This window comes from Spirillospora sp. CA-108201, assembly GCF_050936235.1.
GTDB lineage: Bacteria > Actinomycetota > Actinomycetes > Streptosporangiales > Streptosporangiaceae > Spirillospora.
Window position 1 is genome coordinate 5,450,992 of the sequence record NZ_JBNJNE010000001.1, and the last position, 25,450, is coordinate 5,476,441.

Sequence of the window (25,450 nt, forward strand, 5' to 3'; positions counted from 1 at the left end):
GGGGAACCACGGCTCCAGCCTTCAAGTGACAGGCCACAAGCTGGGCGTGGTCGCCGAGCGGAAGGGCTCGAAGGCGCGGCGAACCGCCAAACGCTGTGGGAGCACGAGAACGGCGACATGCACCCAGGTCCGCACGCGCCTACTGCCTCTTGTACGAGGCCACCGAGGCGGCCGACACGATCTCGGGGCTCGGCCGGGTCTTCGACCAGACCCAGGTCCAGCACGGTACCGCCGGCGACGCACTGAAGTGAACCGGCGAGGCCGAGCCACGAGCGGCAGCATCGCGACGACCACCGTCCTCCTGGTCGGTTGATACGCCGGATCGGGCAAGACCGAGTTCGCGCGCTTCGCGGCGACATTTCGGGCTGGCCTTCCTGGACGAGGATCCCCTGACGCCACCCCTCGCCGAACGTCTGTTCACCTCGCTCGACAGCGACCCGCACGACCGCCGCACCGACCTTCACCTGAACGAGGTCAGACGCCTTGAAGGCAAATGTCTCAATCGCGAGATATGCACCCCTTGCGCATGACGCTGATCCAGCTCGCAAAGTCCCTCTCGTGAGATTCACAGCGGAGCAGATCGCAATGTCCAGTGGCAGGCCAATCCAGCATGGAAAGGGCTACTGCAAAGGTGTAGGTATCTGACGCCGCCACCTGCTCGGTTGTGCGCATCAATTGGCTCGCGCCGATCCCCACGCCGACACGATGGCCGAGGTCCGAGATGATCGCCGTGCGTGGTCGGGCGGGTGGGAGCGGGGCGATCGCTGCCGCGGGGCCTCCGGCGCCGTGACCGGGGACCTCTGCGCTCCGGGCGCCCTTGCCCTGACTTCCTGCAGCTCGGCCCGCACGTTGGGTGCCAGGGCGAGCTGAGTTGATTGTTCCATTTCATGAGGATTGTCCTCGGGCCCGGGTCTACCGGGCGGTGCGCCGATCGAACCGAACGTAAAGCGGCCGTCGTTGTTGGTCAGGATTCCGTCGCGTGGTGCGGCAGCCGGGTTCGCCGAACCTGCCCGGGGTAATGATCGCCGCGGTCCCTCCGGACCGGCTGGTCGATTCAGGGGAGATCTGAATGCGAAAGACTTTAGGTATGCTCATGGCCGCCCTTGCCTTGCTGGCAGGAATGGCCCCCACCCGTCCCGCATCCGCCGGAACCCAGAACCGCGCCGACGAATCGGGCTGGCGCACCCGGTTCACCCAGACCGACCTGATCTCCGACATCCCGGGCAGGGCGCCTCTTCAGGACCCCAAGCTCGTCAACCCGTGGGGCCTGGCGCTTGGCCCGAAGGGGCCGCTGTGGGCCGCCAACAACGGCACCGGCGTCGCAACCGTGTACACCGGTGGCGCGGGAGGCGTGACGAAGCAGCCGCTGGAAGTCACCGTCGAGGGCGGCGCGCCCACCGGAGAGGTCTTCAACGACACCGCCGACTTCAGGGTGAAGGGCGCGCCGGCCAACTTCATCTTCAGCAGCGAGAACGGCGCGATCACCGCGTGGAACCCCAACACAGGGACCACCGCGGTCCGCGTGGCGGGCACGCGCGGCTCCGTCTACAAGGGACTGGCGCTGCTGCACACCCGCCACGGGGCGTTCCTGCTGGCGACCGACTTCCACAACGGACGCATCGACGTCTTCGATGGTAGGTTCCGGCAGCTCAGGCTGCCCAAGAAGCGCTTCCACGACCCGTCGATCCCACCAGGCTTCGCGCCGTTCAACGTCGCCGTCCTCGGCGGCTCCGTGTTCGTCACCTACGCCAAGCAGGATGCGGACGCCCACGACGACGTGCCCGGCCCCGGGCTCGGCTTCGTCGTGGAGTACCGGCGGTTCGGCCGCTCGCATCACCGCTTCGCCTCCCGCGGTCCGCTGAACGCGCCGTGGGGGCTGGTGATCGCGCCCCGATCATTCGGTGACTTCGCCGGAAACGTCCTCGTCGGCAACTTCGGCGACGGCAAGATCAACGCCTTCACCCCGCGTGGCCATTGGCGGGGCGCGCTGCGCCGACCGGACGGCCGCCCGATCGTGATCGACGGTCTGTGGGCGCTTCTGCGCGGGACGCAGACGACCGGCGGCACCGACGCCGTCTGGTTCTCGTCCGGCCCGAACGACGAGACGCACGGCCTCGTCGGCCTGCTACGCAAGGCCTGCCTGCACTGAGCTTGGGACGGACCAGCGGCCGGGGCCGGCCGCTGGTCCGTCCCAATGTCGAGGGGCCTGTTCTGCCAACTGACGCCCCGCCGCGCGCCGCCTTGGACTCCTGGAGCCATGACCGGCAGGAGCCCCGGTCGCTCGGCCGAGCTGCGGGTTGAGGGACGTGCCGGAACTTCGCACGGCGGTTGGCAAGACGCAAGCCGAGGTCGCCCAGATTCTCGCCGTCCTCCAGATCGAGAACGGCGTCCTCGATGCCATGGAGTTGGAGACGCTTCGTGCCTACGCCACCGCACTCGGCGCAGCTCGATGGGTCACGCAGGCCGTAGGGATGCGTTGTTCAGGGTGGTGTAGAGGGACGAGTCGGTGAAGCCGGGGCCGGTCTCCTCGCCGATGTAGAGATCGACATGACGGTCGCCGCCGAGGCCGGGGGTGAACTCGTCCGTGATCGTCCAGCGGGAGGAGCGGAAACGGGCGCACACGTCCGCGTCGATGGCGGCGCCGTCGTCGTCCTTGCCGCACCCGGTGATGGTGAACCGGCGGCCGGGCGGCAGGACCGAACGGTCGGCGGCCGCCGAGCTCCACGGGCGCAGCGGGCGTCCGTCCGTGTCGCGCGGGGCCGAGTCCAGCCAGTAGCCCACGTCGTACGACCAGTTGAGGTAGCGCCCTCGATGGGGACCGCTGGTGACGCGGCCGGTGCCCTCGTCGCGCACGGCCTTGACGAAGTCCGACGGGTAGGAGCCGAGGGGCTCCCGCCCGCGGTCGCACCCGAGCCGCGGGCACCCTCGTACGACGCGCCGCGGACCGCGGTGAAAGGACTCGACGGCCGTGTAGTAGACGGTGACCGTCCAGCCGGCGGACTCGGGGGGCCGCGGGCGCGGGTGCCGGCGCTCGGGACCGGTGCAGGCCATTCCCGATGCCGCCGTCAGGACCAGGGCGGAGACGGCCACGGACGACCGGACCGGGCCAGGGCGACGAGCACGAGGGTGGGGTGTCCTAGCCATAGGTTGCGCCGAAGCTCCCGCACGCTCGTTGCCCTACGCCCGATGGTGGTGACCGATCCGCGAGCGCCTCACCCGAGCCGCCGGCCGCGTGCCCGCGGCCTCGCTTGACCCGCATGCACTCGGGTCGGCCCGGACGATTTTACGCAACGATCTTCAGACGACACATCCGCTACCGGCGCTCCCGGACGACCCCGCCCACAACTCCCCATGCGGTGACCACGACCGTTCACCGGGTGTGTGCGTAGATCTTCGTAGTCACCTCAGTGTCGTTGCGTCCGACGATTTCGCGGACGACGTACGGCGGTGCACCGCGGCACGCGTCGGGACGGGGAGGCTGATCGCCGCTTGGTTCGGATTCTGTTTGTTCGGCGGGGTCTGCCGGCAGGTCGCGGGTGCCGACTCCTCCCAAAGTCGGGGGTCGAAGTCTCCTAAGGGGAGGACGGCGCGGCCGGCGGTCCGATGTGCCGGCACTGCCCGCACCGCGATGCTCATCGGCATGACGAACGACACGCAGCAGACCGGGATGACCCAGACCACCGCTCGGCGTACGGGCCGCGCGATCACCGTCGCGGCGGGAGCGGCCGGCGCTCTCCTCCTGTGGGCCGTCAACGACCCCTGGGCCGGTATCGACCTCGCGGTCCGCCAGGGCGACACCGTCCGGCACATCGGCCCGGCCGCCGTCGCGGTCAGTGCTCTGGCCGCCGGCCTGGCCGCCTGGGGACTGCTCGCTCTGCTGGGACGTACCGTCCGCCGCCCCGCCCGGACCTTCCGGGCCATCGCACTGATCATGCTGGTGCTCTCGCTGGCCGGCCCGCTGGGCGGCGTGGGCCTCGGCAGCCGGCTGGTGCTGCTCGGCATGCACCTGACCGTCGGCGCGGCGTTGATCATCGGGCTGCCCGGCCGGCGGATCTGCCGGTAGTCGCCAGGCACGCGTGTGAGGGCGCGCCTCCCGCTCCCGAGGCGCCAGTGGGCGGGAGGTGGACGGCGATCATCCGTAGAGCGTGCGGGCTCCCGGGCTGTCGCCCTTGAAGCGCCGGCCCGCGGCGATCTCCTCGGCGACCACCGACCAGGCGGTCTCGTCGTCCTGGAAGGGGAGCGGGTCGACGCCGCTCGTCTCCTGGCTGATGCGTGTGACCTCGCGGTCCAGGCGCTCGAACTCGGCCTCCTCGTCGCCGCTGAAGGCGAACTCTTCGAGCAGGCGCTGGAACCTGAGGGTGACCTGGATGAGGGAGGAGGCGTCCGTGTGGAGTTCCCGCGCGGTCTCCTCGTCGGCGTCGAAGGCGTGCACCTTGCCGGAATCGGGGTCGAGGGCGAGGTGGGCGTTGAGCAGCCAGCCGATGACGGGCCATTCGCCCGTCTCCCCCGGAGCATGGACGACGTCCTGGACCAGGGCCAGCCGACCGGAGTCCTCGTCGGGCTCACGGAGCCGGAAGGTCCCGGTGGGGACGCCGACGGTCTGGAGAAGACGGGCGCCCCCGGTGTCCGCGGCGGTGGGCGGGAAGGCGGTGGCCGGCAGGGTCGCGAGTCGGTCCGCGCCGAAGAAGCCGGCGTGTTCGCTGCGGGTGACGTCGAAAAGCACTGCCGGAACTCCGGTGGGCCTAGGGGTAGGACGTGTCGTGGACACCTACCGGGGCGCCCATGGCCTCCTGTAGTGATTCCAGGAGCCTTGTCAGGTCGCGGCCTTCGGACTCGTTCAGGAACGCGGTCACGGCGGCGTAGACGTCCACCGTCGCGTCTGGATGATTCGTGTCGTACTCGCCCATGAGAAACCGAGCGAAGGTGGGCGATTCCGGGTCCTCGTCCAGCACCCATCCGCCGCCGGCCTCGCTGAACATGTACTCGGCGCAGTACGCGGTCAGATGCAGGTCGAAGGGCCCGTAGCCGATCATCTCGAACGGGGCCAGGTCGCCGGAGGCGCAGATCGTGCTCATGTGCATGAGGCCGTGGCTCGGGTGTTCGAGGAGGATCTCGGGCGGATCCCAGCGGGACAGCCGGCCCAGGTGGACGACCAGTTCGCGACTCGCCTCCGCCCAGGCCGGAAGCAGTTCCCGCCGCTCGTCGCGGACGAGGGCCGCCGCGCCCGGGGTCAGCGGGTCGGGCGGCGGCTGCTCCGGGTCGAACGGGAACGCCATCGACTCTCCTGATCTTGGAACGATCGAAGAGTGCACACTAACGCACCCGGTGCCGAGCGATCAGCCGGGAAGACGGTGCACCCGCCGGGATGGCGCGCGTCCGCCTCGGGGGCCGGGGGCCGCGGAGGCCGTCGACCAGGATCGGGAGCAACCGGGGTCCTCGGGCGTCGAGTTCGGCGTCGTCCAGGCGGGGCGACCAGCTGATGAGCACGATGACGTCGCGGGCTTCGGCGGTGGCGCGGGCGATCGCCTTCGCGATCGACCAGCCCGACGACGTCGAGATCGGCGACCTGACGATCCGGCCGACTCGCCAGGGCCGAGGCGGCGTCGGCTCCCCGGCCGCCTGCCGGGGCGCCGCGGTCACGCCGTGCCGCCGTCGAAGAGCACGGCCATGCCGGCGATCAGCCCCAGGACCGCACCGACCGCCAGGACGCAGACGAGGATCAGCAGCCACCCCAGGACGATTCCCAGCAGCGCCATCCCGCGCCCGTCCCCGGCCAGGCGGCGTCCCCGGAAGCGGCCGGCATGCCCGGCGACGATCGCCGTCAGCGCGCACAGCACCGCGAGGCCGACGAAGACGGCCGGATTGATCCAGGCGATGCCCGTGGCGAAGTTCGCCAGCGCCGCGATGCCGGAGCAGGCGAAGAACAGGCTCACCTTCGCCGGGCGGTTGCCGCTCGGCCGGGTTCGCCGCGCCTCGGCACCACTCATGATCACTCCTTCGGATTGCCGGGCACCCTACCAGCGAGAATCCGGATCGACGGCCCCCGTGGCCGGGTGGTCATGGCCATGCTCGCTCGGCGCGGCGCCACCGCTCCGGGGTGACGCCGTAGCGGTTGCGGAAGCGGCGGACGAGATAGGTGGCGTCGCGCAGGCCGGTTCGGGCGGCCACGGCGTCGAGCGGCAGGTCGGTCTCGCGCAGCACGCGCCGGACTTCGATCATTCGCCGTTCGGTGATCCATTCGAGGAGGGGACGGCCGGTGCGCCTGCGGAGGACGGTCGTGAGGTGGCCGGGGGTGTAGCCGAGGGCGCGGGCGACGTCCGCGGCGGAGACCGGTTCGCGGAACGTCGCCTCGATCTCGGCGAAGACCCGCTCGACGAGCGGGTCCGGCGCGCCGGGCGCGGAGGGCGCCAGCCGCGCCGCCGCCACCAGGAGCCGGGTGAGCGTGGCGGCGACGGCCTCGCGGGCCCCGAGACGGCCCGGGTCGGCGAGTTCCTCGGCCAGGTCCGCGAGCAGCGCCGGCCAGGTCGCCCGGTCGGGTTCGGCGACCCTGCCGTGCCCCGGGCCGAGGGCGAACAGGGCGAGGAGGGGGTGGTGCGTCCAGGTCAGCGGGGAGACCGAGGCCAGGGCGGGGACCGCGTCCGGTGTGAACGCCACCGACCAGGCGCGGCTGCGGGCGAGTCCGGTGACGTCCGCGACGCCGATCACCTGCCCGGGCGACACGGCGTGCACATCGCCGGCGCGCAGCGGCCGCTCGGCGCCGCCGATGGCGACCGTGCCCGCGCCCTCCTCGACGTAGACGAGGACGAGGAAGTCGTGGGCGTGCCGGTGGTCCGGCGGCAGGTCGGCGTGGACGGCCTCGGCGTCGAAGCGGGTCACCGAGACGGGAGGCAGGCCGGGGCGCTGCTGGTAGCGGTAGACGGGCGTCCCGTCGAGCCGGACCGTGCGCAGCCTCGACGGGTGGCCGGGCGGGCCGCCGACCGAAGAATGTCCCATGACTGCCAACGTATGTCCTGCTCGACAGCCGTGGAATGTCCAAGACTCGGAGGTGAAGGCAACAGGACCGTCACCGGACGCGCGAAGGGGCACCCATGGACGTACGCATCCTCGACCAGCGAACCCCGGAGGAGCGGGACCGCCCGTTCCTGCCGGGCGCGGGCAAGACGTGGCTTCTCCCGTTCTATGACCTCTTCTCCGGGGTGGCCGGCATCCGCGCACTGCACCGGCGCGCGGTTCGGCTCGCCGAGATCGAGCCCGGACAGGCGGTGGTCGACGTCGGCTGCGGCACGGGCAACCTGTCGCTCGCTGCGCTCGCGGCCCAGCCCGCCGCGCGGGTGACGGGCCTCGACCCCGATGCGGACGCCCTGCGCCGGGCCGCCCGCAAGGCGCGGCGCCGCAAGGTGGATCTCACCCTCGTCCAGGGATACGCCGACCGGATCCCCGGCCCGGACGCCTCTCTCGACCATGTGGTCTCGTCGCTGGCCCTGCACCATCTCGACGACGGCGGCCGGAGCGCGTTCGCCCGTGAGGCGCTGCGGACCCTTCGTCCAGGAGGGACGGTCACCATCGTCGACTTCGGCGGCCCCTCGTCCGATGTCGAGCACGGCGACCACCACGCGCACGGCCACGGCGGCGGCCCGACCCACGCCCTCCGGCACCTGCCCTTCCGGAAGCGTTCCCGGGGAGCGCACGGCCCGGCCGGTTCCCGGGACCACGGCGACGGCGTCGTCGCACTGCTCGCCGAGGCCGGTTTCGACGACCCCCGGGAGGTCGCGCACGCCGACCTGAGGTTCGGCCGCGTCACCTTCGTGCAGGCCACCCGTCCGGCCGTCTGAGGTGTCGCACCGGAGGGCCGCCGGGCCGGATCAGGGCGGGTGTTCGCGCCCCCCGCACCGGCCGGCGGCGCCGACGCGGAAGGGGCGCATCGTGAGCCGGTAGGCCTTGAGCACCGGCACCACGACGTTCTTGGGGTCGACGATTCCGATCGCGCGGGCCCTGGCGTCGCAGCCCCGGCCGCCCCTGTTGGAGGAGCCCACGGCGGGTATGAACGCCGCCGACTGGGGCGGGACCGGAGAGCTGATCACGAGACCGCGCGACGACGGCACCACGGTCGTCGTGGTGGAGCACCACATGCGACTGATCCAGACCATCTGCGACCAGGTCACCGTCCTGGCGTCGGGCGGGGTCATCGCCTGCGACGACCCCGATGTGCGCCTGCGCCGGCCCGGGATGCGCAAGGCGTGCTTCGGCAAATGAGAGGAAGGGGCCCCACCATGCCGACCATCGAGTCGCTTGAGGTGACCTACGGTTCCATCCGCGCCGTCGCGGGCCTCGACATCTCCAGGGGAGTCACCGCGTGAGCCCCCGCTGGCGGTCCCTGTACGGCGCAGGCGTTCCCGAGGAGATCGACGTCCGGGCGGAGAACGTGGTGGAGATGTTCCGCCGCCGCGTCGCCGACCGCCCGGACGCACCGCAGCTCCACTACTTCGGCGCGACCCTCGACCGCGCCGAGACCGACAGGCTGAGCGACGCGTTCGCGGCGGGACTCGAACGCCGCGGCGTCGGCGCCGGCGACCGGGTCGCGGTGGCGTTGCAGAACACCCCCGTCTGCGTGCTGGCCGTGCTCGCCGTGTGGAAACTCGGCGGCACGGTGGTGCCGGTCAACCCGATGTACAAGGCGCGGGAGCTGGCTCACCTGCTCGCCGACTCGGGCGCCCGGGTCCTGGTGGCGCACCCCGCCGCGCGGACGGCGATCGCGGCGCTTCCGGCGGGGTCCGCCCCCGAGCACGTCCTGTACTCCGGCGCCGGCGCGTTCGCCGGCGACATGGGCGGCCCCTGGCCGCGGGAGCCGGACGACGTCCTGGCGATCCTGGACGAGGGCGGCGCGCCGCGGGCCGCGCGCTCTCCGGGTCCCGGCGACGCCGCGCTGCTCAGCTACACGTCCGGGACGACCGGCCCCGCCAAGGGCGCGGTCAACACCCACCGCAACCTCGCCTACCAGGTCGACGCGTGCAGCGCCTGGATCGGGTTGGACGAGCGCGACTCGATCCTCACCGTCGCCCCGCTGTTCCACATCACCGGGCTCGCGATGCACCTGGCCCTCGGTCTCGGCGCCGGCCTGCCGCTCGTCCTCACCCACCGCTTCGACGCCGCGACGACCGGCGCCCTCATCGAGCGCCACCGGCCGACCTTCGCCGTCGGGTCGATCACCGCCTTCATCGCGCTGCTCGACGAGCCCGCCACCCGCGACCGCGACCTGAGCTCGCTGTCGAAGGTCCTCAGCGGCGGCGCCCCCGTCCCCGCGGCGGCGGTGCGCGCGTTCGCCGACGCGTTCGGCATCTACATCCACAACGCCTACGGGCTGACGGAGACGACGTCGGCCGCCGTGCTGGTGCCGCTCGGCAGGACGGCGCCGGTCGACGAGGCGTCCGGCGCCCTCGCGATCGGAGTCCCCCTGCCGAGCGTCCACGTGGAGATCCGCGACGAGCGGGGGGAGCCGCTCCCCCCGGGCGAGATCGGCGAACTGGCGATCACCGGGCCGCAGGTCGCCGCCGGGTACTGGCGCAACCCCGAGCAGACCCGCGCCGCCTTCCCGGACGGCGTGCTGCTCACCGGCGACGTCGGCTTCATGGACGTGGCGGGCTGGGTGTACCTGGTCGACCGCAAGAAGGACATGATCGTGGCCGCCGGCTACAAGATCTGGCCGCGCGAGGTGGAGGACGTGCTGTACGAGCACCCCGGCGTCCGGGAGGCGGCCGTCGTCGGCGCGCCCGACCCCTATCGCGGCGAGACCGTCCACGCTCATGTGAGCCTGCGCTCCGGCGCCACCGCCACCGCCGAGGAACTGCGCGCGTTCTGCCGCGAGCGGCTGGCCGTCTACAAGGCGCCGTCCCGCATAGAGATCAGGGACGAACTGCCCAAGAGCGTCACCGGGAAGATCCTCCGCAGAGCCCTGCGCGAAGAACCGCCCACCTGACCCACGAGAAGCGGCGTCGAGTCCCGCCGGTACGACGAAAGCGGCCCTTCCCGGAGATCCGGGAAGGGCCGCTCACTGCGTGGGACACCGCTCACGCGGCATCCCCGGATGTGTAGACCTCCACGATCCAGGCGTAGTACGTAGCCTCATCGTGCACGCTTTCGCGCGAGGCCCCGAAGTGCCCGTCGCCGAACTCGACGCGGAGCTCGGTGCCAGTGGCGAGACGGCCCTGGAGGCGACGACGCGCCGCTCGAAGGGCGGCGCGCTCCAGTTCCCGCCTGTTCTTCCCCCGGAACTCGCCCCAGAAGGTGAGCTCGGGCTCGCCGGCCTGCGCGGGCTCGCTCAGGATCACCTCGACGACCACGGAGCGGGCGTAGAAGCGGTCCTTGGACTTGATGTAGTGCGGCCTGCTCTGCACGCCGTCCTCGAACACCACGCGGTACTCGGCGTCAGGACCGAAGAACTGACGCGCCGGATGGATCGCCCTGCGCTCCATCTGCCGCATGTCGTTGCCTGTGACGGACCCCACCGGGAACGACGTGCAGGGCTGCTCGTCGAACTGCGGAGGGCCGCTCAGGACCGCTTCGACGTCCACGAACATGGAGAAGAAGGGGTCCCTGGTGTTCAGGCGTTCGGGCGTGGTGCACACGTCCCTGAACCTGACGGTGAGTTCGGCGTCAGGACCGAAGAACAGGCGGCCTTCTTGCCACGCCCTCCGCTCCATCTGCTCGATGTCGCCCCCCGTGATCAGGTCCTCAAGGGTGAGCACGCACGTGCGCGTCCCGGCCTCGGCCCGCTGGAACTCCGCGATCTCGAACTCCCCGACGAAGGGGTTGTCGCGGTTGTCCTCCCCGTGCCACTTCTTCACACGGCTGGACACCACGCGGAGCACGCTGTCGCGGCCGAACCACTCGCGCGCCTCGCCGAGTGCCGCCCGCTCCAGCGACCGCATGCTGTTCCCGGTGACACGGAACATCCGGGCCTCGCCGAGACGCCCGTCGACCCGCAGTGACGTGTTGCCCACGACCACCGCGATCTCGAACAGCGAGAAGAGGCCCGGGGGGTTCACGTCGCTCACGGCCGTGCTGAGGGTGGCGTCGGAGCCGAAGCACCGAGCCGCCTCGGCGTGGGACCTGCGCTCCATCTCCTCGGGCCTGCCTCCCTTGAGACGGGTCCCGAACATGACCGTCGTGCCGGTCGCAACGTCGGCTCGCGGAAGCTGGTCGATCGTCATGGATTCTCTCCCGACTGACGGGGGACGGTCGGACCGTCCCGTCTGGTTTGTGGGGTCCAAGGACCCGCTGCGATTTCGCTAGGAACCGTCCGGTCACGCTGTGGCCCCGCAAGGCCGGTCACTCTCGGGTAGGGGTGGCGAGGTCCCTTCGGGGGGTGATGTGCGGTCGGGTGGGCAGGGTTCATGCTCCGTGCATGAAACTGATCTTCAGAACGCTGGCGGCCGTGCTCGGCGTGGTCGCGGCCGGGGCCATGGCCGCCGGGCCGGCGGGAGCCGGGGCGCCGCGGAGCGAGCCGGCCGGTTGCGTGCCGGTGGCCCGCGCGGAATGCGGAACGGTGCGGGTTCCGCTGGTGCGGGCGAGGCCCGAACTCGGCGGCACCACCGTGGCCTACGCGCTGATCCGGCACCGTGACGCCTCCCGGCCCGCCGCGGGAACGGTGACGATCAACCCTGGGGGGCCGGGCGACTCCGCGATCGCGTCCGCCGCCAGGTACGCGCGGATGTACGGCGGGCTGCTGGAGGACCACGACCTGCTGCTGGTCGATCCGCGCGGGGTGAACCGCTCCGATCCGGTCGCCTGCGGGGCGCTCGGTTCGCTGCCCGCCACCCGCGACGGTTTCGTGCGGGCGATCGGCGAGTGCGGACGGGCGCTGGGGGTTCGCGCGCGCGGCTACACCTCGGCGGAGACCGCCGACGACATCGACGCCGTCCGCGCCAAGCTGCGGATCGGGCGGCTGGACCTGCTCGGGGAGTCCTACGGCACCTACCTCATGACGGTCTACGCGCAGCGGCATCCCGGACGGGTGCGCTCGGTGGTGCTGTCCAGCGCCTACCCGCTCGACTTCGACATGTGGGCGCGCCCCAACGCGAGCGCCGCCCGCCGGGCGTTGCGGCTGATGTGCGGTCGCAGCGCGGGCGCCTGCGACGGCGACCAGGTCCTGAGCGACATCGCGCGGCTCGCCCAGCGGCTGCGTGCGCGGCCGATCCCCTACACGCTGGAGGGCCAGAGGCGGCTGCTGGACGACACCGCTCTGGCCGCGATCGTCTACGGCTCGGCCAAATCGGCCCCCGCCGGGATCGGCGACCTGCCCGCGATGGTCCGCGCGGCCCTGCGCGCCGACGACACGATGCTGGTCGACGCCGCCCGGCGGATGGCGCCGCTGAGCGGGTCGGCGCTCCGCCGGGACGAGGAGCAGCCCTTCAACCCCGAACTGGCCGCGGTCGTGATGTGCAACGACTACCCGACGCTGTGGAACCGCCGGGCGCCGGTCGCCGCGCGGCTCCGGCAGTTCGCGGCCGGGCGCGCCGCCCTGGCGGAGCGGACGTACTGGCCCTTCGGCAAGACGGCCTGGACCAGCATGAGCTATGACCAGGGCGACGCATGCGTCCGCTGGCCCGACCGCCGCGGTCCGGTGCAGCCGACCGGCGGGCCGTTCCCCGACGTGCCGGTGCTGGTGGTCTCCGGTGATCTGGACGCCAACACCCCGACCTCCATGGGGCGGCAGGCCGCGCGCCAGTTCCGCCGCGCCGCGGTGGTGGAGGTGCCCAACGTCGGTCACGTGGCCGAGCAGGAACCCAGCGGCTGCGTGGCCGCGATACAGACCGGCTTCATCCGCGGCCTCCGGGTCCGCGACACCTCCTGCCTGGCCGACATTCCGCCCGCCCCCGTACGGCCCTGACCGGCGGGACACCCGGATGCCGGCGGACCCGTGGTGGTGCTTCGTCAGCGCTCCGTCACGGTACGGAGCGAAGGAGAAGGGCGCCCCCGACCCTGGTGCCCACAAACGAAATGAAAGAACAACAGCAGCTGCATGTCCTGCAGCAAAGGCTCAGGACGATCCGGGAAGCGTTTTCGGATCTCCCTGGAGCGAAGTTGACCGGACCCGCCTGGACTCTCAGTGCCGAGAAGCGGAGGCTGGATCTGCTGATCGCCACGGCGCTCACGCCGGTGTACGTGCCTGCGGCCACCGTCGGAGCGTCGCTGATGTTCCTGGAGGACGGCCGTGCGCCGCTCTTCCGGCAGTGGCGGATCGGCAGGGACGGCGTCCCGTTCAGGCTCCTCCACGTCCGGACGATGCGGGACGGCCGAGGTCTGGACGCGAGCCGCGGCTCCGACGACCCTCGGGCGACCCGCCGCGGGAAAGTCCTGCGCAAGGGCACCTTCGACCAGTTCTTCGAGGTGTACCACGTGCTCCGCGGGCACATGGCGTTGGCCAACCCGCGTCCCCTGCTGACGTTCGACCGGGAGCTGATGAGAGTAGTCCTGCCCCCCTCCGTGTACGCGGAGTGGGACTGGGCGACGACGATCGGCAGGCCCGGCATGTACAGCACGTTCGGGAACGAGAGCATCGGTCTGGAGCCGCAGAGCGACGCGTACCTGCTCCGGCGGTCCGAGTGCGACATCGAGGACGCGCACTGCGCGAGCCTTGAGCGGGACCTGAAGATCCTTGGCGACACCGCGAAGATCGGCTGGTCCTTCATCAGCCGCGACTCGTAGGTCGCCGGGTACCACCAGGGGAGGGCTCGACCGCCAGGCCGAGCCCTCCCTCCCTCCCACCCGTTCGCCCTCGTGCCGGGCGGGGCGCCGGGTACATTGGCCGGTCGTGGCTGAAGTGATCGACTATGGGGGTTTCGCGGACCGGCTGGGCGCCCGGACGCGCTGGGAGACGTATCGCGCCTTCCACCAGGAGTGGGGATACGAGGCGCCCGGCGGTGAGCCGGCCTGGCCGCGCTGGTCGCAGGACGAGCACAAGGCGTACGTGCGGCGGCTCCGCGGCGAAGGGGCGCCCGGCGAGGACGAGGACGACCCGTTCGAGAGCGTCGACCTCTCGCTGCCCATACCGAAGGCGCTGGACGAGTGGTGGGACCTGCCGTTCAACTCGTTCGCCCACACACCTCGCCTGTACTGGACGCATCCGGAGTATCCGCCGACCGTCCGTCCCGACCCGTCCGGGTACGGGGTGTCGGAGGGGCTGCCCAAGGACAACCCGTACGTTTCAAGCGACTCCGACCTGCGCGTCTGCGTCTTCAAGGCGGAGTACCAGTACTGCAACGAGTGGGGCTACCTCGCGGCCGAGGCCGGGCAGGAGGACCCGCGCGTGCTGGTCAGTGTGGCGGAAGACGAATGGGTGCTCCAGGCGCGTTCCATCTCGGAGTTCTTCTTGCTGCTGGCCGTCCAGCGCGTGCCCGCCGCGCTGGGCTGGAGCCTCGGCCTGGACTACGACGACCTGGAGGACGGGACGCCGATCCAGGAACGGCTGGCCGGCGCGTACCGTGAGATGGGGCTGCTGCCCTGGCGCGAACTCGGGGCCGACACCCTCGCCTACGGCGGGCAGGACGTCATCGCCCTGCACGACCGGGGCGGCATGTCGGACTGCCCCCTCCTCATCGCCGGCCGCACCCGGGAGGCCCTGATCCAGGCCGCCGACCGGCTGGACCTGGAGTGGTCGGACGAAACGCTGGAACCACCCGCGCAGGAAGAGGCGTCCTAGTCCCCCGGCCAGAGCACGCCGCCGCCTAGAGCCTGGCTCGAAGTGGCCTCGACCCCGCGCGCGAACGCGTGACCTGGCCGGTGGAGCGAAGCCGGAGGCGAGCGGAACCGGGCAGATCGCGAAGCGATGCCGCGTTCGCCCAGGCCCGGTCACGCAGCGAGCCGCCAGGCGAGCGAAGCGGGCCGGGGCTTTGAAACACAGCCTAGATCCATCCGGTGCCGTCGGCGACCCGCTACCGGTGAGCACAAGGTGACTGCTCGCCGATGCCCGCGAGCCGCCGATCGCCGTGGGTCGGCCGGCGGGCGGGACGGAAGTAGGGTCGGGGGGTGTTCTCGGATCGGGGTCCTTCCTTGCGGGAGTTGGCGGTTCAGGCGCTGTCCTCGGTCGAGGGCGGGTATGACCTGCTGGCTCCGAAGTTCGACGCGACGCCCTTTCGGACGCCCGACAGGGTCCTCGACGCGACCGCCGAGGCGCTGCTCCCGTACGGGCCGTTCGATCAGGGGCTGGACGTGTGCTGCGGCACGGGGGCGGGCATGCGGGTGCTCGGGCCTCTGTGCGACGGCCTCGGCACGGGCGTCGACTTCAGTGCGGGGATGCTCGCGCAGGCCCGGCAGGCGCACCCGGAGGCCGAGTGGGTGCGGGCCGATGTTCGGGCCCTCCCCTTCGACGAGGCCTTCGACCTCGCGGTCACCTTCGGGGCACTCGGGCACGTGCTGCCCGCCGAGCGTCCCGCGCTCTTCTCCGGGGTGTACCGCGCGCTGCGGCCCGGCGGGCTCTTCGCCTTCCCCGTCGGGGCGCCGCCGGCCGTCGGGTCCGGCCTGTACTGGGCGCTGCTCGGCTTCGATCTGGTCATGCGGGTCCGGAACGCGGTGTGGCGTCCCCCGTTCGTCATGTACTACCGGACCTGTCCGCTGCATGCGCTTCGCGACGATCTGGCGGCGGCCGGGTTCAGCGTGACGACCGTCCCCCTGGCGGCCCTGGGCACGCGTGGGGACGGCGGTCCGCGGGGGCGGCTCGTGCTGGCGCGCAGGCCCGGAACGCAGGACTGAGACCCGCGCTCAGCCGGGGCGCGACGGGAGGTCGCGGCGGTGGCGGAGCGGGCCCGCCAGGAGGATCGGGCCGGTGAGGGCCAGCGCGCCCGTTGTGATCCACATGGCGGGACGGACGCCCAGGGCCGTGCCGAGGGCTCCGCCCAGCAGGGCGCCCAGGGGGATGGTGCCGTAGCCGACCAGTTGCATGCTCACGGTGATCCGGCCGAGCAGCGGGCGGGGGCTGTAGGTCTGCCGGAAGGTCCCCTTGAGGACGTTGCCCGCCGCGGCGCCCGCGGCGATGACGAACCCGCCGGCGAAGGCCGGGAGGAGCCCCGCTCCCGGTGCGGCGAGGGGGATCAGAAGACCGAAGGGCGCGGCGCCGATCTCGGCGGCGAGCAGGGTGCGGGCCGAGCCGAGGCGGCGGGACGGGACGGGCGCCGCGGCCGCGCCGAGGACGGCGCCCAGGCCGGACGCGGCGGCGAGCGCGCCGACGGTGCCCGGGGTGACGCCGACCTCGCGGACGAGGAACACGACCAGGATCGACTGGTACCCGAACAGGCAGACGTTGCTGGCGGCCGAGAACACGGTCAGTGTCCGCAGGTAGGGATCGCGGGCCACGAAGCGGAGGCCCTCGGCGATCTCCTGGCGCAGGGTCCCGCGCCGGACGCGGGCGGGGCGGGGTTCGCGGGTCCGGATCGCCAGCAGGCAGGCCGCCGAGACGAGATGGCCGGCCGCGTCGGCGAGGAGCGCGTTCACCGCCCCGGCGAGCCGGGTGACGAGGCCGGCCAGGCCGGGGCCTCCCACCTGGGCGGCGGCCTCGGTCGCCTGCACCCTGGCGTTGCCGTCGGCCAGTTCGTCGCTGTCCAGCAGGGACGGCAGGTAGACCTGGTAGGCCGTCTGGAAGAACACGCTCGCGCAGCCGCCGCCCAGCGCGACGACCGCCAGGTGGGCGACGGTCAGCCGGTCGAGCCAGGCGGCGGCCGGGACGCTGAGGAGGAGGGGCAGGGCGAGAAGGTCGGAGGCGAGCATCACCGGCCGGCGCGGCAGGCGGTCGATCCAGGCGCCCGCCGGAAGGCCCAGGAGCAGCCAGGGCGCCCAGGCCGCGGCCGAGAGCAGCGCCACCTGGAACGTGCTCGCGTCGAGGGCGGCGACCGCGACCAGCGGGAGGGCCACGCCGGTGACGCTGCCTCCGAGCTTGCCGGTGGTCTGGCCGATCCAGAACAGGCGGAAGTCGCGGCGCCGGAGCAGGCGGCCGCGCGCCGGGGCGGTGAGGGTCACGGCCGCGGGGCGATGGTCACGGTTCGGCCGGGACGCCGTGGGCGAACAGGAAGACCGGCTCGCGGGCCTGCCCGTCGTCCGGGACGTCACGCCGCTCCCACCGTTCGAGCAGCGCGAGGATCTCCCGCTCCAGTTCGCCCAGTTCGCCCGGGGTGAGGTGCAGCCACCTGTCGACGGAGAAGGCCGCGCCGTTCCACGCCTCGCGCTGCTCCCGGACGGCGTGCCACGCGCGGACCAGGCCGATCTGCCGGTCGAGGGCGAGCGAGACCGCGGCGCCGGCCACCGCCTGGCGGGACGGGTCGTCATCGAAGTCGCCGGTGACCCAGCGGAGTTCCGGCGCGGCGAGCCGCCACCAGCGTTCGCGGCGGTCCCTGGCGAGTTCCGGCGCCTCCGCGATCAGGCCCGCGGCGGCGAGGACCTTCAGGTGGTGGCTGATGTTGGCCACGGCCTGGCCCGTCCGCTCGGCGAGGGCGCTCGCGGTGGACGGGCCGTAGACCTTGAGGACGTCCAGAAGGCGCCTGCGGAGCGGGTGCGACATCGCCGCGAGCACCCGGGAGTCGGTCACCCTGGGGGCGTCGTTCGGGTCGGTCATGCGGTCATCCTGACATACACAAGAACTCTTGCACAATGACTCTTGTGGAATGTGCGCCGATGGTGGCCATGCGGGTGCAGATCATCCTGGAGGGGGACTACCTGCGGGAGGAGCGGCCCGCCGCGGACCCGTGGGCGGCGGGCGGGTCGAACGAGGAGAACCGGCTCATCTACGCGGCGCTGCTGCGCGCGGGGGTGGACCTCGTCACCGACCTGAACCCGGCGATCTTCCACCAGAAGTTCGTCGTGCGCGACGACGGGGAGTCGACGGCGGCGGTGCTGACCGGGTCGGCGAACTTCACGCTCACCGACACCGGCACCAACCCGGCGGGGACGCAGAAGGCGGGCAACAACCTCAACCACGTGGTGGTGCTGCGGGGGCAGCGGGCCGCGTCCCTCTACCTGGAGGAGTTCCAGCGGATGCGGTCGGGGACGTTCGGGGCGCTGCACGAGCGGGCCGAGCCGCGCCCGGCGGAGTTCCGGCTGGGCATGGTGCGGGTGAAGCCGCTGTTCGCGCCCCGGCACGGCCCCGAGATGGAGATCATGAAGCAGATGCTCAAGGCGTCGGCGAGCGTGGACTTCGCGATGTTCACCTCCGCCCGCTCGTCCGGCATCGACGACACCATGATCCGGCTCGCGGGATCCCTGCGGATCCGCGGGGTGCTGGACCACGGGCAGGGCGTCCAGGCGTGGGCCGCGACCGGGCCGCTGAAGGCCGCCGGAGTGGAGTTGTTCGCGAACCGGCGGGGCACCGGGGTGCGGAAGGTGCACCACAAGCTGATGGTCGTGGACGAGCGGCTGGTGATCGCCGGCAGCTTCAACTACACCGCGCCGGCGACGACGCTGAACGACGAGAACATCATCGTGCTGGGCGACCTGGAGGAGACCCGCGCGGACGCCGAGGCCGGCCAGCGGGCCGTCGCCGCCTACGCGCCCGGGGAGATCGAGCGGATCATCGCGGAGCTGGCGGAGCCCGCGTAGGACGGGTGCGCGCGGCGGGCGGGCGGCCAGGGCACACCGCTTCCACATTTCCCCCAAAGGGCAGTCAAATGCTTTGGCGCCGCGGTTTGCCCATTATGCCCTAAAGGGGATTTCTCGACATGAACATGCAGCTCGATCGGGAGGTCTCATGACGACCAGGATGACCCATGGGGGCCGGTCGGTCTCGGCGCGCCAGGGCTACCGGCTCTCCGGATGGCTCACCTTCGCGGGTGTGCTCTCCATGGTGGTGGGCGCCTTCAACGTCATCGACGGGGTGGTGGCCCTGTTCAAGAACAGCTACTACGTCGTCAACTCCAACCAGATCCTGGTCTTCAACTTCACCGCGTGGGGCTGGTACTGGCTCGTCCTCGGCGCCCTGCAGGTCGTGATCGGCGTCGGGATCCTGACCGGGAAGATGTGGGCGCGGGTGATCGGCGTCGCGTTCGCCTTCCTCGCCGCCATCGGGCACCTGGCGTTCCTGGCCGCGTTCCCGCTCTGGTCGGTGCTGACCATCGCGCTGTGCATCCTGCTGATGTACGCGCTCATCGCCCCGCCCGCGGGCGCGCGCGGAGACTGACGCTCCGGCCCTGGTCGCGGACGACGGAAGCCGAGGTCATCGTGGTCGCGGCCGGACATGCCCCGGCCGCGCGGGGCCGGTAGAGCCGCATGGCACCGGCGTCGGCCCCGCGGCCGTGGAGGCGGGTGGGCACCGCACTGGCGGACCGGCTGGGCGGCGGGCGCCGGGCGCGCGTCGTGGTGCTGATGGGCGCCGTCCTCGCGCTGAACGCGGCGGACACCGGGGTCATCGGGGCGATCGTCCACGAGTTGCGCAGCTCCCTGCACATCGGCAACACGCAGGTCGGGGTGCTGACGGCCGCGCCGGCGGCGGTCGGCGCGGTCGCGACGCTGCCGGTGGGGCAGCTCACCGACCGGGTGCGGCGGGTCCCGCTGCTCGCGGGCAGCGTGGTGCTGTGGAGCGTCGCGATGGTCGTCGGGGGGCTGGCGGGATCCTACGAGTGGCTGCTGGCGTCCCGGGTGGCGCTGGGCGCGGTGACGGCGACGGCGGGGCCGACGGTGGCGTCGCTGATCGGGGACCTGTTCCCGCCCGAGGAGCGGGCCGCGACGTACGGGCGCGTCCTCGCCGGGGAGCTGGTCGGGATCGGGTTCGGCCTGCTGGCGGGCGGCAACATCGCCGCGTTCGCGAGCTGGCGGGTCTCGTTCTGGTTCGTCGCGGCGCTCGGGTTCGTGCTGGCCGCGCTGCTGTGGAGGATGCTGCCCGAACCGGAGCGCGGCTCGCGGGGGGCCGCCGGCGGGCGGGGCGGGGAGGAGCTCGCGCAGCGGCAGGTGGACGAGGCCGGCGTGCGGCCGGATCCGCGCAACGTCCTCGCCGAGGACCCCGAGCGGATGACGCTGCCGCAGGCCGTCCGGTACGTGCTCGCCATCCGCACGAACGTGATCATCATCCTGGCGTCCGCGATCGGCTACTTCTTCTTCGCCGGGCTCCGCACGTTCGCGATCGTCTTCGTCATGGAGCGGTACGCGGTCGGGCGGGGCGGGCTGTCGGCGTTCGTGCCGGTCGCCGGGGCGGCCGCGCTCGCCGGGGTGCTGGCCGGCGGGCGGCTGGCCGACCGCCTCCTGCGCGGCGGGAGGGTGACCGCGCGGGTCGGCGTGCCGGGCGCGGCGTTCGCCGCGTCGGCGCTGCTGTTCCTGCCCGCCCTGCTCAGCGACCGGGCGCTGGTCGCACTGCCGCTGCTGACGCTCGGCGCCGCCGCGCTGGCCGCGGCGAACCCGCCGCTGGACGCGGTGCGGCTGGACGTCGTCCACTTCCGGCTGTGGGGGCGCGCGGAGGCCGTCCGGACGATCGTGCGCATGTCCGGCGAGGCGGTGGCGCCGGTGCTGTTCGGCTGGCTGTCGGGGGTGCTCGGGGCGGGCCGGGCGGCGGGCGTCGGCCTGGACCGGGTGTTCCTGCTGGCGCTGGTGCCGCTGCTGGTGAACGGCCTGCTGCTGCTCAGGGCGCGGCGCAGCTACCCGCGGGACGTGGCGTCGGCGCTGGAGTCCGAGCGCCGCTACTCCGGCCCTTCCTAGTCGTCCTTCGGCGGTTCGTTCAGGATGCGGTAGCGGTCCAGGACGCGTTCGAGCTCGCGGCGGTCGCGCTTGGTGGGACGGCCCGCGCCGCGCTCGCGGCGGCCGACCGGGATGAGCGCCTCGCGCGGCGGCGGGGGCGGGCTCTTGTCGATCAGGCACTCCTGGGCGGCGGGCGCGCCGACCCGCTTACGGACGATCTTCTGCACGACCACGATCCGCTCCCGCCCGTCGTGGCGGAGGAGCACGACGTCCCCCGTCTTGACCGCGGTGGACGGCTTGGCACGCTCGTCGTTCACGCGGACGTGGCCCGCCCGGCACGCGGTCGTCGCCATCGAGCGGGTCTTCAGCAGCCGCACGGACCAGATCCACAGATCGACCCGCACGGACCCCTCATCGCCCATGCGTCCATGATGTCACTCGGGTACGGCGCGCCGAAACGTCATTTCGGCGCGGGCGCCCGCTGCGCGCTGATCCAGGCGTCCGCGCGCTCCCAGTTCTCGTAGAGCCAGCTGACGCGGGCGTCGCGGTCGCCGGGGACGTCCTCGGCGGGCACGCGCCACCAGCGGGCGCGGACGGGCCCCGTCAGCGGGACGCGCCGCCAGACGTCCCCGGCGGTGGCCATGTGGTCGAGCCCGCAGTGCGCGACGAACACGACGTCGGCGGAGGGGGCCGAGGCGATCGCGGCCAGCACGCCGCCGGGGCGCGGCGGCATCACGTTGCGCATCGCGGCGGCGCGGGTCGCCTCGTCCGCGCGGCGCATCCGGGCCAGCCGGCGGATCGCGCGGAGGCGGCGCGCCGGGGAGAAGTTGCCGCCCTCGGGGAAGATCAGCAACGCCTCGTCGGGGCCGAGTCCCTCGGCGAGCCGGCCGACGGCCTCGGCGGCGCCGCCCGGGGCGACGAACACGTTCGGCACCCGGTTGGCGGCGATGTCGATGCAGGGGTCGAGCTGGAGCAGCGCCTTCATGACCACCCGGGGGCGGCGCCGGTACGTCGACAGCAGGTGGTGGACGATCAGCAGCGCGTCGCCCGGCCCGGCGTGCCGGCTGAGCACGATCAGGGGGCGGTCGCCGCCGGGGCCGTCCCAGGTGCCGTCCACCTCGACGCGCAGGCCGAGCCGGCGCTCCGCGGACGCGTAGAGGGCGCCGACGTAGCGGCGGATGACGTCGTAGTGCCGGTCGTCGTGGGTGCGGCGCCGCAGCCACAGCCACCCGCATTCCAGGACCGCCGCCGTCTCCCGCGTCCCCCAGGCGAGGGTGAACCAGAGCAGGCGCAGCGCCCGTTTCCGCTCGCGCCCGGCGAGGGACGTCACCGCGTAGCCGAGCGGGAACAGCACCACGACCAGGAGGGTCAGGACGAACAGCAGCGGCGTGCACACCAGGCGGCGCACGAAACGGGGTGGCAGCATCTCACGCTCGCTCTTTGAGGTATTTCAAAGATGCCTGATAGGCGCGCTCGATGTGAGCCTGGATTCCGGACGCGTTCCGGTAGCGGACCTGGGTGAGGTCGACTCCCGCTCTCTGCGGCCCGGCCCCGGCGGGCAGGACGTGGACGGTCAGGCCGTCCGGGAGGTTCGCCATCTCCTCGAAGAACCGGTGCCGGCGCGCGATCTCGAAGGCGACGAGGCCGACCTCCCAGGGCCACCGCGGGGGTGCGAGGTCGCGCTCGATCCGTCCGACGTGCAGGACGTGGATGTCGGTGGCGCCGAGCATGACCGCCCGGCTGACCGGGATGCTGTGGACGAGGCCGCCGTCGTAGTAGTGCCGCTCCCCCACCCGGACGGGCGGCAGCAGCCCCGGCGCGGCCGACGACGCGAGCACCGCCGGGATCAGCGGGCCCGCGGTGAACCAGTGCGCCATCGCGGTCTCGATCCCGGCGGCGACGCACTGGAACGGGATCTCCAGGTCCTCGAACGATGGGACGGGGAGCAGCTCGTCCAGCATGCGGCGCAGCGGCTCGCCCGAGTGCAGGTGCGTGCCGGACCGGGCGAGCCGCCACAGCCGGGCGAGGACGGGAGAGCCGAACACGTCGCGGACGGACTCGTCCGACCACAGGCTGGTGAGCCGCTCGACCGCCGTGTCCGGACCGGCCGCGACGAACACGCCGTTGATCGCGCCGATCGACGTCCCGACGACGAGGTCGGGACGGACGCCGGTCTCCCGCAGCGCCCGGAGCATGCCGACCTCGTGCGCGCCGAGCACGCCTCCGCCTCCGAGGACGAACGCCGTCCGCGGCTCCCGTTCCACCCGGTCTCCCCTTGTGCCGATCAGCAAGGCGCTCCGCCCGTCGGGCGCTGGAGGCAGCCTCACCCATGGCAGGCGGGATAAACCGGACCAGGGCGAGCGGGGCCGTGACCAGCGGAGGCACGACCAGCGGGGCCGACCGCCCGAGGGCGGCCGGCCCCGGCGCCGGACGCCGGCCAGTGGTGGAGACGGGCCTGTGGTGGAGACGGGCCAGTGGTGGACGCGGGTCAGCGGCGGACGCGGGTCAGCGGCGGACGCGGGTCTTCAGGCCGTAGCCGTAGGGGAACAGGGGCCGGTAGTCCCGGTCGCCGACGTTGATCGGCTCCTGCGCCTCGCTCCGCGGCCAGGTCACCGGGAGCCTGCCGGTGAACGGGCGCCTGCCGAACAGGACGTCCGCGACGCCGGCGCCCTCGCTGCCGGGCAGCCAGGACATGACGAACGCGTCGGTCCTCGCCAGCTGGTCGGTGACGATCTGCGGGCGTCCCGCGACGTCCAGGACGACGCAGGTCCTGATCGCGGAGCAGATCTTGCCGACGGCCGCCCTGTCGGCGTCGGACAGGTTCAGCGTGTGGCCGTTGCCGACGTCGCCGACGCCCTCCGCGTAGGGCTTCTCGCCGACCACCACGATGCCGACGTCGTTGCCGGCCGTCGGCGCCGACGCGTCCTCGCTGTAGGTGACGTGGGACGAGTTCTGCCTGATGCCGTCCAGGATCGTCGTCCCCGGGATGACGGCGCCGGACGAGCCCTGCCAGGTGACGGTCCAGCCGCCGGCCTGGTTGCCGATGTCGTCGGCGTTGGCCCCGGCCACGTAGACGCGCTGGTTCCCGCGCAGCGGCAGCGCGTTCCCGGAGTTCTTCAGCAGGACCTGCGACTTGGCGACGGCCTCGCGGGCGACCGCGCGGTGCTCGGGCGACCCGATCGTCCCTGCGCCCGCGCGGTCGGTGAAGGGGTGCTCGAACAGGCCGAGCTCGAACTTCGCCTTCAGGATGCGGCGGACGGCGTCGTCGATCCGCGACATCGGCACGCGGCCCGCCCGCACCTCCGCCAGCAGCGTCTGGACGAACTGCGGGGCGCTGTAGGGCTCCATGAACATGTCCATGCCGGCGTTCACGGACGTGCGGACCTGCGTGGCGTAGTCGCCCGGGATCTGGTGGATGGCCTCCCAGTCGCTGATGAGGAAGCCGTCGAACCCGATCTTCCCCTTGAGGACGTCGGTCAGCAGCTCCTTGTGCGCGCTCATCTTCACCGGGTCGCCGACGCCGTCCTCCTTCCAGTCGACGCTGGAGAACGACGGCATGATGCTGCCGACGCCGTACTTCTCGACCGCCACGACGTAGGGGGCGAGGTCGACGGCCGCGAAATGCCTGCGGTCGGTGACGGTGACGCCCTGGTCGATCGTGTACGTCCCGCTGGTGGACGAGCCGAACACGGTGTCGCCGTCACCGGCGAAGTGCTTGGCCGTCGCGAGGACGTGCCGGTTCGTGGCGAGGTCGCCCTTGCTCCGTCCCTCGAAGCCCTCCAGGCCGGTCTCCATCTGGATGACGAGGCGCGGGTCCTCGCCGAAGCTCTCGTAGGCGCGTCCCCACCGCAGGTCGCGGGTGACGCAGACGCAGGGGGCGAACGCCCACTGGGGTCCGGTAGCCCTCGTCTCCATCGCCGTGATCTGCTCCTCCCGGCGGACGAGGCCGGGGTCGCGGGTCGCGCCCATCGCGATGTTGTGCGGGAAGACGGTGGCGCCGACGAGGTTGTTGTGGCCGTGCACCGAGTCGACGCCGTACAGCAGCGGGATCCTCAGGCGGGTCGCCAGGGCCTTGGACTGGTAGGCGTCGACCATGTCCGCCCAGCCCGCGGGGGTGTTGTCGGCGGGCGTCGAGCCGCCGCCGGAGAGCACCGATCCGAGGGCCAGCTTCGTGATCTGGTCGCGGTCGCCGTCGATGGCGCCGCGCTCGGCCTGCGCCATCTGGCCGATCTTCTCTTCCAGGGTCATGCGGCCGACCAGGTCCTTCACCCGGTCCGCCACGGGCAGCCGCGGGTTCAGGTACCGGGCCTTCTCGGGGGCGCCGGCCATGGCGGGGCGGGCCGCGAGGGCCTGCGGAAGGGCGGCGACGGTCGCGAGCGCGACCAGTGATCGCCCGATCCGGGTGGCGACGGCACGTCTGCGGGAGTGTGGCAACTCGTCCCTCCTGGGTCGCTCCGAAGGACGCCGCGCGGCCCGGCGGGCCGCGCACGGCGCGGCGCCGGGGCCGTGGCTCGCCCGGACGGCCGCGACCCCCGCGCCGGCGGCGTCACCTGGAACCTCCCCCGCGCCCGGACGGCTGTCAACGGATCTTCACCGGCCCGGCCGCGGCCTTGTGGAAAACATGGAAGAGGGCTTGACGCGCACTAAATTCACGAGTTGAATCACGCGCCGAACAAAGCCGGTCGGACGGGTGGCGGGCGCACGCGCGCCACCCGTCCGACCTGCTGTGCGTTCAGGTCGCGCGCATCCGTCCGCACGCGCCGCAACTCCGGCACCGCTGACCACACCCGGCCATCCAGCGCTCGCG

Annotated in this window: 26 protein-coding genes; 12 read left to right on the plus strand and 14 right to left on the minus strand. The window is 72.5% G+C overall.

Features of this window, described 5'->3' with window-relative positions:
- Positions 1-1,093: 1,093 nt before the first annotated feature.
- Positions 1,094-2,149 (plus strand): TIGR03118 family protein, encoded by a 1,056-nt coding sequence (locus tag ACQEU6_RS26150; RefSeq protein WP_499335667.1) that lies wholly within the window; start codon positions 1,094-1,096, stop codon positions 2,147-2,149.
- Positions 2,150-2,454: 305 nt separating this feature from the next.
- Here the strand turns inward: ACQEU6_RS26150 and ACQEU6_RS26155 are convergent, their stop codons facing one another.
- Positions 2,455-3,090, minus strand: a complete 636-nt coding sequence (locus ACQEU6_RS26155; RefSeq protein WP_499335668.1) for an RlpA-like double-psi beta-barrel domain-containing protein — start codon at positions 3,088-3,090, stop codon at positions 2,455-2,457.
- A gap of 550 nt (positions 3,091-3,640) precedes the next feature.
- Here ACQEU6_RS26155 and ACQEU6_RS26160 point away from each other — a divergent pair.
- Positions 3,641-4,063, plus strand: a complete 423-nt coding sequence (locus ACQEU6_RS26160) for a DUF6069 family protein (protein ID WP_499335669.1) — start codon at positions 3,641-3,643, stop codon at positions 4,061-4,063.
- A 69-nt stretch (positions 4,064-4,132) separates the two neighbouring features.
- Here ACQEU6_RS26160 and ACQEU6_RS26165 read toward each other — a convergent pair whose 3' ends face one another.
- From ACQEU6_RS26165 to ACQEU6_RS26185, 5 genes are all read right to left on the minus strand, one after another.
- A complete protein-coding gene (locus ACQEU6_RS26165; protein ID WP_499335670.1) occupies positions 4,133-4,723 on the minus strand; it encodes an SUKH-4 family immunity protein in 591 nt (196 codons plus the stop codon).
- A gap of 19 nt (positions 4,724-4,742) precedes the next feature.
- Entirely contained in the window at positions 4,743-5,276 is a 534-nt protein-coding gene (locus ACQEU6_RS26170; RefSeq protein WP_499335671.1) for a hypothetical protein, read from the minus strand.
- Positions 5,277-5,313: 37 nt separating this feature from the next.
- Entirely contained in the window at positions 5,314-5,640 is a 327-nt protein-coding gene (locus tag ACQEU6_RS26175) for a hypothetical protein (protein ID WP_499335672.1), read from the minus strand.
- A complete protein-coding gene (locus tag ACQEU6_RS26180; protein ID WP_499335673.1) occupies positions 5,637-5,987 on the minus strand; it encodes a hypothetical protein in 351 nt (116 codons plus the stop codon). Before ACQEU6_RS26180 ends, ACQEU6_RS26175 begins: the two co-directional genes overlap by 4 nt.
- A 70-nt stretch (positions 5,988-6,057) precedes the next feature.
- The gene (locus ACQEU6_RS26185; protein WP_499335674.1) at positions 6,058-6,993 is read right to left on the minus strand and encodes an AraC family transcriptional regulator; all 936 of its coding nucleotides are present in this window, start codon (positions 6,991-6,993) and stop codon (positions 6,058-6,060) included.
- 95 nt (positions 6,994-7,088) lie between these two features.
- Between ACQEU6_RS26185 and ACQEU6_RS26190 the strand changes: the two genes are divergently transcribed.
- A complete protein-coding gene (locus ACQEU6_RS26190) occupies positions 7,089-7,832 on the plus strand; it encodes a class I SAM-dependent methyltransferase (RefSeq protein WP_499335675.1) in 744 nt (247 codons plus the stop codon).
- Between the two features lie 30 nt (positions 7,833-7,862).
- Here the strand turns inward: ACQEU6_RS26190 and ACQEU6_RS26195 are convergent, their stop codons facing one another.
- Entirely contained in the window at positions 7,863-8,033 is a 171-nt protein-coding gene (locus ACQEU6_RS26195) for a hypothetical protein (RefSeq protein ID WP_499335676.1), read from the minus strand.
- 7 nt (positions 8,034-8,040) lie between these two features.
- On the opposite strand from ACQEU6_RS26195, the gene ACQEU6_RS26200 reads away from it, so the two are divergent.
- Together ACQEU6_RS26200 and ACQEU6_RS26205 are read left to right on the plus strand one after the other, a co-directional pair.
- Positions 8,041-8,253, plus strand: coding sequence for a hypothetical protein (locus ACQEU6_RS26200; RefSeq protein ID WP_499335677.1), 213 nt, complete (start codon positions 8,041-8,043; stop codon positions 8,251-8,253).
- Positions 8,254-8,353: 100 nt separating this feature from the next.
- Entirely contained in the window at positions 8,354-9,973 is a 1,620-nt protein-coding gene (locus ACQEU6_RS26205; RefSeq protein ID WP_499335678.1) for an AMP-binding protein, read from the plus strand.
- 91 nt (positions 9,974-10,064) lie between these two features.
- Here the strand turns inward: ACQEU6_RS26205 and ACQEU6_RS26210 are convergent, their stop codons facing one another.
- Positions 10,065-11,207, minus strand: coding sequence for a hypothetical protein (locus ACQEU6_RS26210; RefSeq protein WP_499335679.1), 1,143 nt, complete (start codon positions 11,205-11,207; stop codon positions 10,065-10,067).
- Positions 11,208-11,401: 194 nt separating this feature from the next.
- Between ACQEU6_RS26210 and ACQEU6_RS26215 the strand changes: the two genes are divergently transcribed.
- From ACQEU6_RS26215 to ACQEU6_RS26230, 4 genes are all read left to right on the plus strand, one after another.
- Positions 11,402-12,886 (plus strand): alpha/beta fold hydrolase, encoded by a 1,485-nt coding sequence (locus tag ACQEU6_RS26215; protein WP_499335680.1) that lies wholly within the window; start codon positions 11,402-11,404, stop codon positions 12,884-12,886.
- Positions 12,887-13,080: 194 nt separating this feature from the next.
- Complete coding sequence (locus tag ACQEU6_RS26220; protein ID WP_499335681.1) at positions 13,081-13,704, plus strand: sugar transferase; 624 nt, start codon at positions 13,081-13,083, stop codon at positions 13,702-13,704.
- Positions 13,705-13,810: 106 nt separating this feature from the next.
- The gene (locus ACQEU6_RS26225) at positions 13,811-14,698 is read left to right on the plus strand and encodes a hypothetical protein (RefSeq protein ID WP_499335682.1); all 888 of its coding nucleotides are present in this window, start codon (positions 13,811-13,813) and stop codon (positions 14,696-14,698) included.
- 359 nt (positions 14,699-15,057) lie between these two features.
- Positions 15,058-15,747 carry a class I SAM-dependent methyltransferase gene (locus tag ACQEU6_RS26230; protein WP_499335683.1) on the plus strand — a complete coding sequence of 230 codons (690 nt, stop codon included), beginning with the start codon at positions 15,058-15,060 and terminating at the stop codon, positions 15,745-15,747.
- Between the two features lie 9 nt (positions 15,748-15,756).
- Here ACQEU6_RS26230 and ACQEU6_RS26235 read toward each other — a convergent pair whose 3' ends face one another.
- Together ACQEU6_RS26235 and ACQEU6_RS26240 are read right to left on the minus strand one after the other, a co-directional pair.
- A complete protein-coding gene (locus tag ACQEU6_RS26235; RefSeq protein WP_499335684.1) occupies positions 15,757-17,007 on the minus strand; it encodes an MFS transporter in 1,251 nt (416 codons plus the stop codon).
- A gap of 16 nt (positions 17,008-17,023) precedes the next feature.
- A complete protein-coding gene (locus ACQEU6_RS26240; protein ID WP_499335685.1) occupies positions 17,024-17,599 on the minus strand; it encodes an ArsR/SmtB family transcription factor in 576 nt (191 codons plus the stop codon).
- 59 nt (positions 17,600-17,658) lie between these two features.
- Between ACQEU6_RS26240 and ACQEU6_RS26245 the strand changes: the two genes are divergently transcribed.
- The 3 genes from ACQEU6_RS26245 (at position 17,659) to ACQEU6_RS26255 (ending at position 20,664) form a co-directional block, all read left to right on the plus strand.
- Positions 17,659-18,579, plus strand: coding sequence for a phospholipase D-like domain-containing protein (locus ACQEU6_RS26245; RefSeq protein ID WP_499335686.1), 921 nt, complete (start codon positions 17,659-17,661; stop codon positions 18,577-18,579).
- Positions 18,580-18,727: 148 nt separating this feature from the next.
- Positions 18,728-19,156, plus strand: coding sequence for a DUF7144 family membrane protein (locus ACQEU6_RS26250; protein ID WP_499335687.1), 429 nt, complete (start codon positions 18,728-18,730; stop codon positions 19,154-19,156).
- A 125-nt stretch (positions 19,157-19,281) separates the two neighbouring features.
- Positions 19,282-20,664, plus strand: coding sequence for an MFS transporter (locus ACQEU6_RS26255; protein WP_499335688.1), 1,383 nt, complete (start codon positions 19,282-19,284; stop codon positions 20,662-20,664).
- Here the strand turns inward: ACQEU6_RS26255 and ACQEU6_RS26260 are convergent.
- The 4 genes from ACQEU6_RS26260 to ACQEU6_RS26275 all read right to left on the minus strand — a co-directional run bounded on the left by ACQEU6_RS26260 (position 20,661) and on the right by ACQEU6_RS26275 (position 25,077).
- Positions 20,661-21,065 carry an RNA-binding S4 domain-containing protein gene (locus ACQEU6_RS26260; protein WP_499335689.1) on the minus strand — a complete coding sequence of 135 codons (405 nt, stop codon included), beginning with the start codon at positions 21,063-21,065 and terminating at the stop codon, positions 20,661-20,663. The genes ACQEU6_RS26255 and ACQEU6_RS26260 overlap by 4 nt on opposite strands.
- Before the next feature lie 38 nt (positions 21,066-21,103).
- Positions 21,104-22,069, minus strand: coding sequence for a 1-acyl-sn-glycerol-3-phosphate acyltransferase (locus tag ACQEU6_RS26265; protein ID WP_499335690.1), 966 nt, complete (start codon positions 22,067-22,069; stop codon positions 21,104-21,106).
- Position 22,070: 1 nt separating this feature from the next.
- Complete coding sequence (locus ACQEU6_RS26270) at positions 22,071-22,907, minus strand: patatin-like phospholipase family protein (RefSeq protein WP_499335691.1); 837 nt, start codon at positions 22,905-22,907, stop codon at positions 22,071-22,073.
- 241 nt (positions 22,908-23,148) lie between these two features.
- Positions 23,149-25,077: a glycoside hydrolase family 3 protein gene (locus tag ACQEU6_RS26275; RefSeq protein WP_499335692.1), complete on the minus strand. Its 1,929-nt coding sequence runs from the start codon at positions 25,075-25,077 to the stop codon at positions 23,149-23,151.
- Positions 25,078-25,450 lie beyond the last annotated feature (373 nt).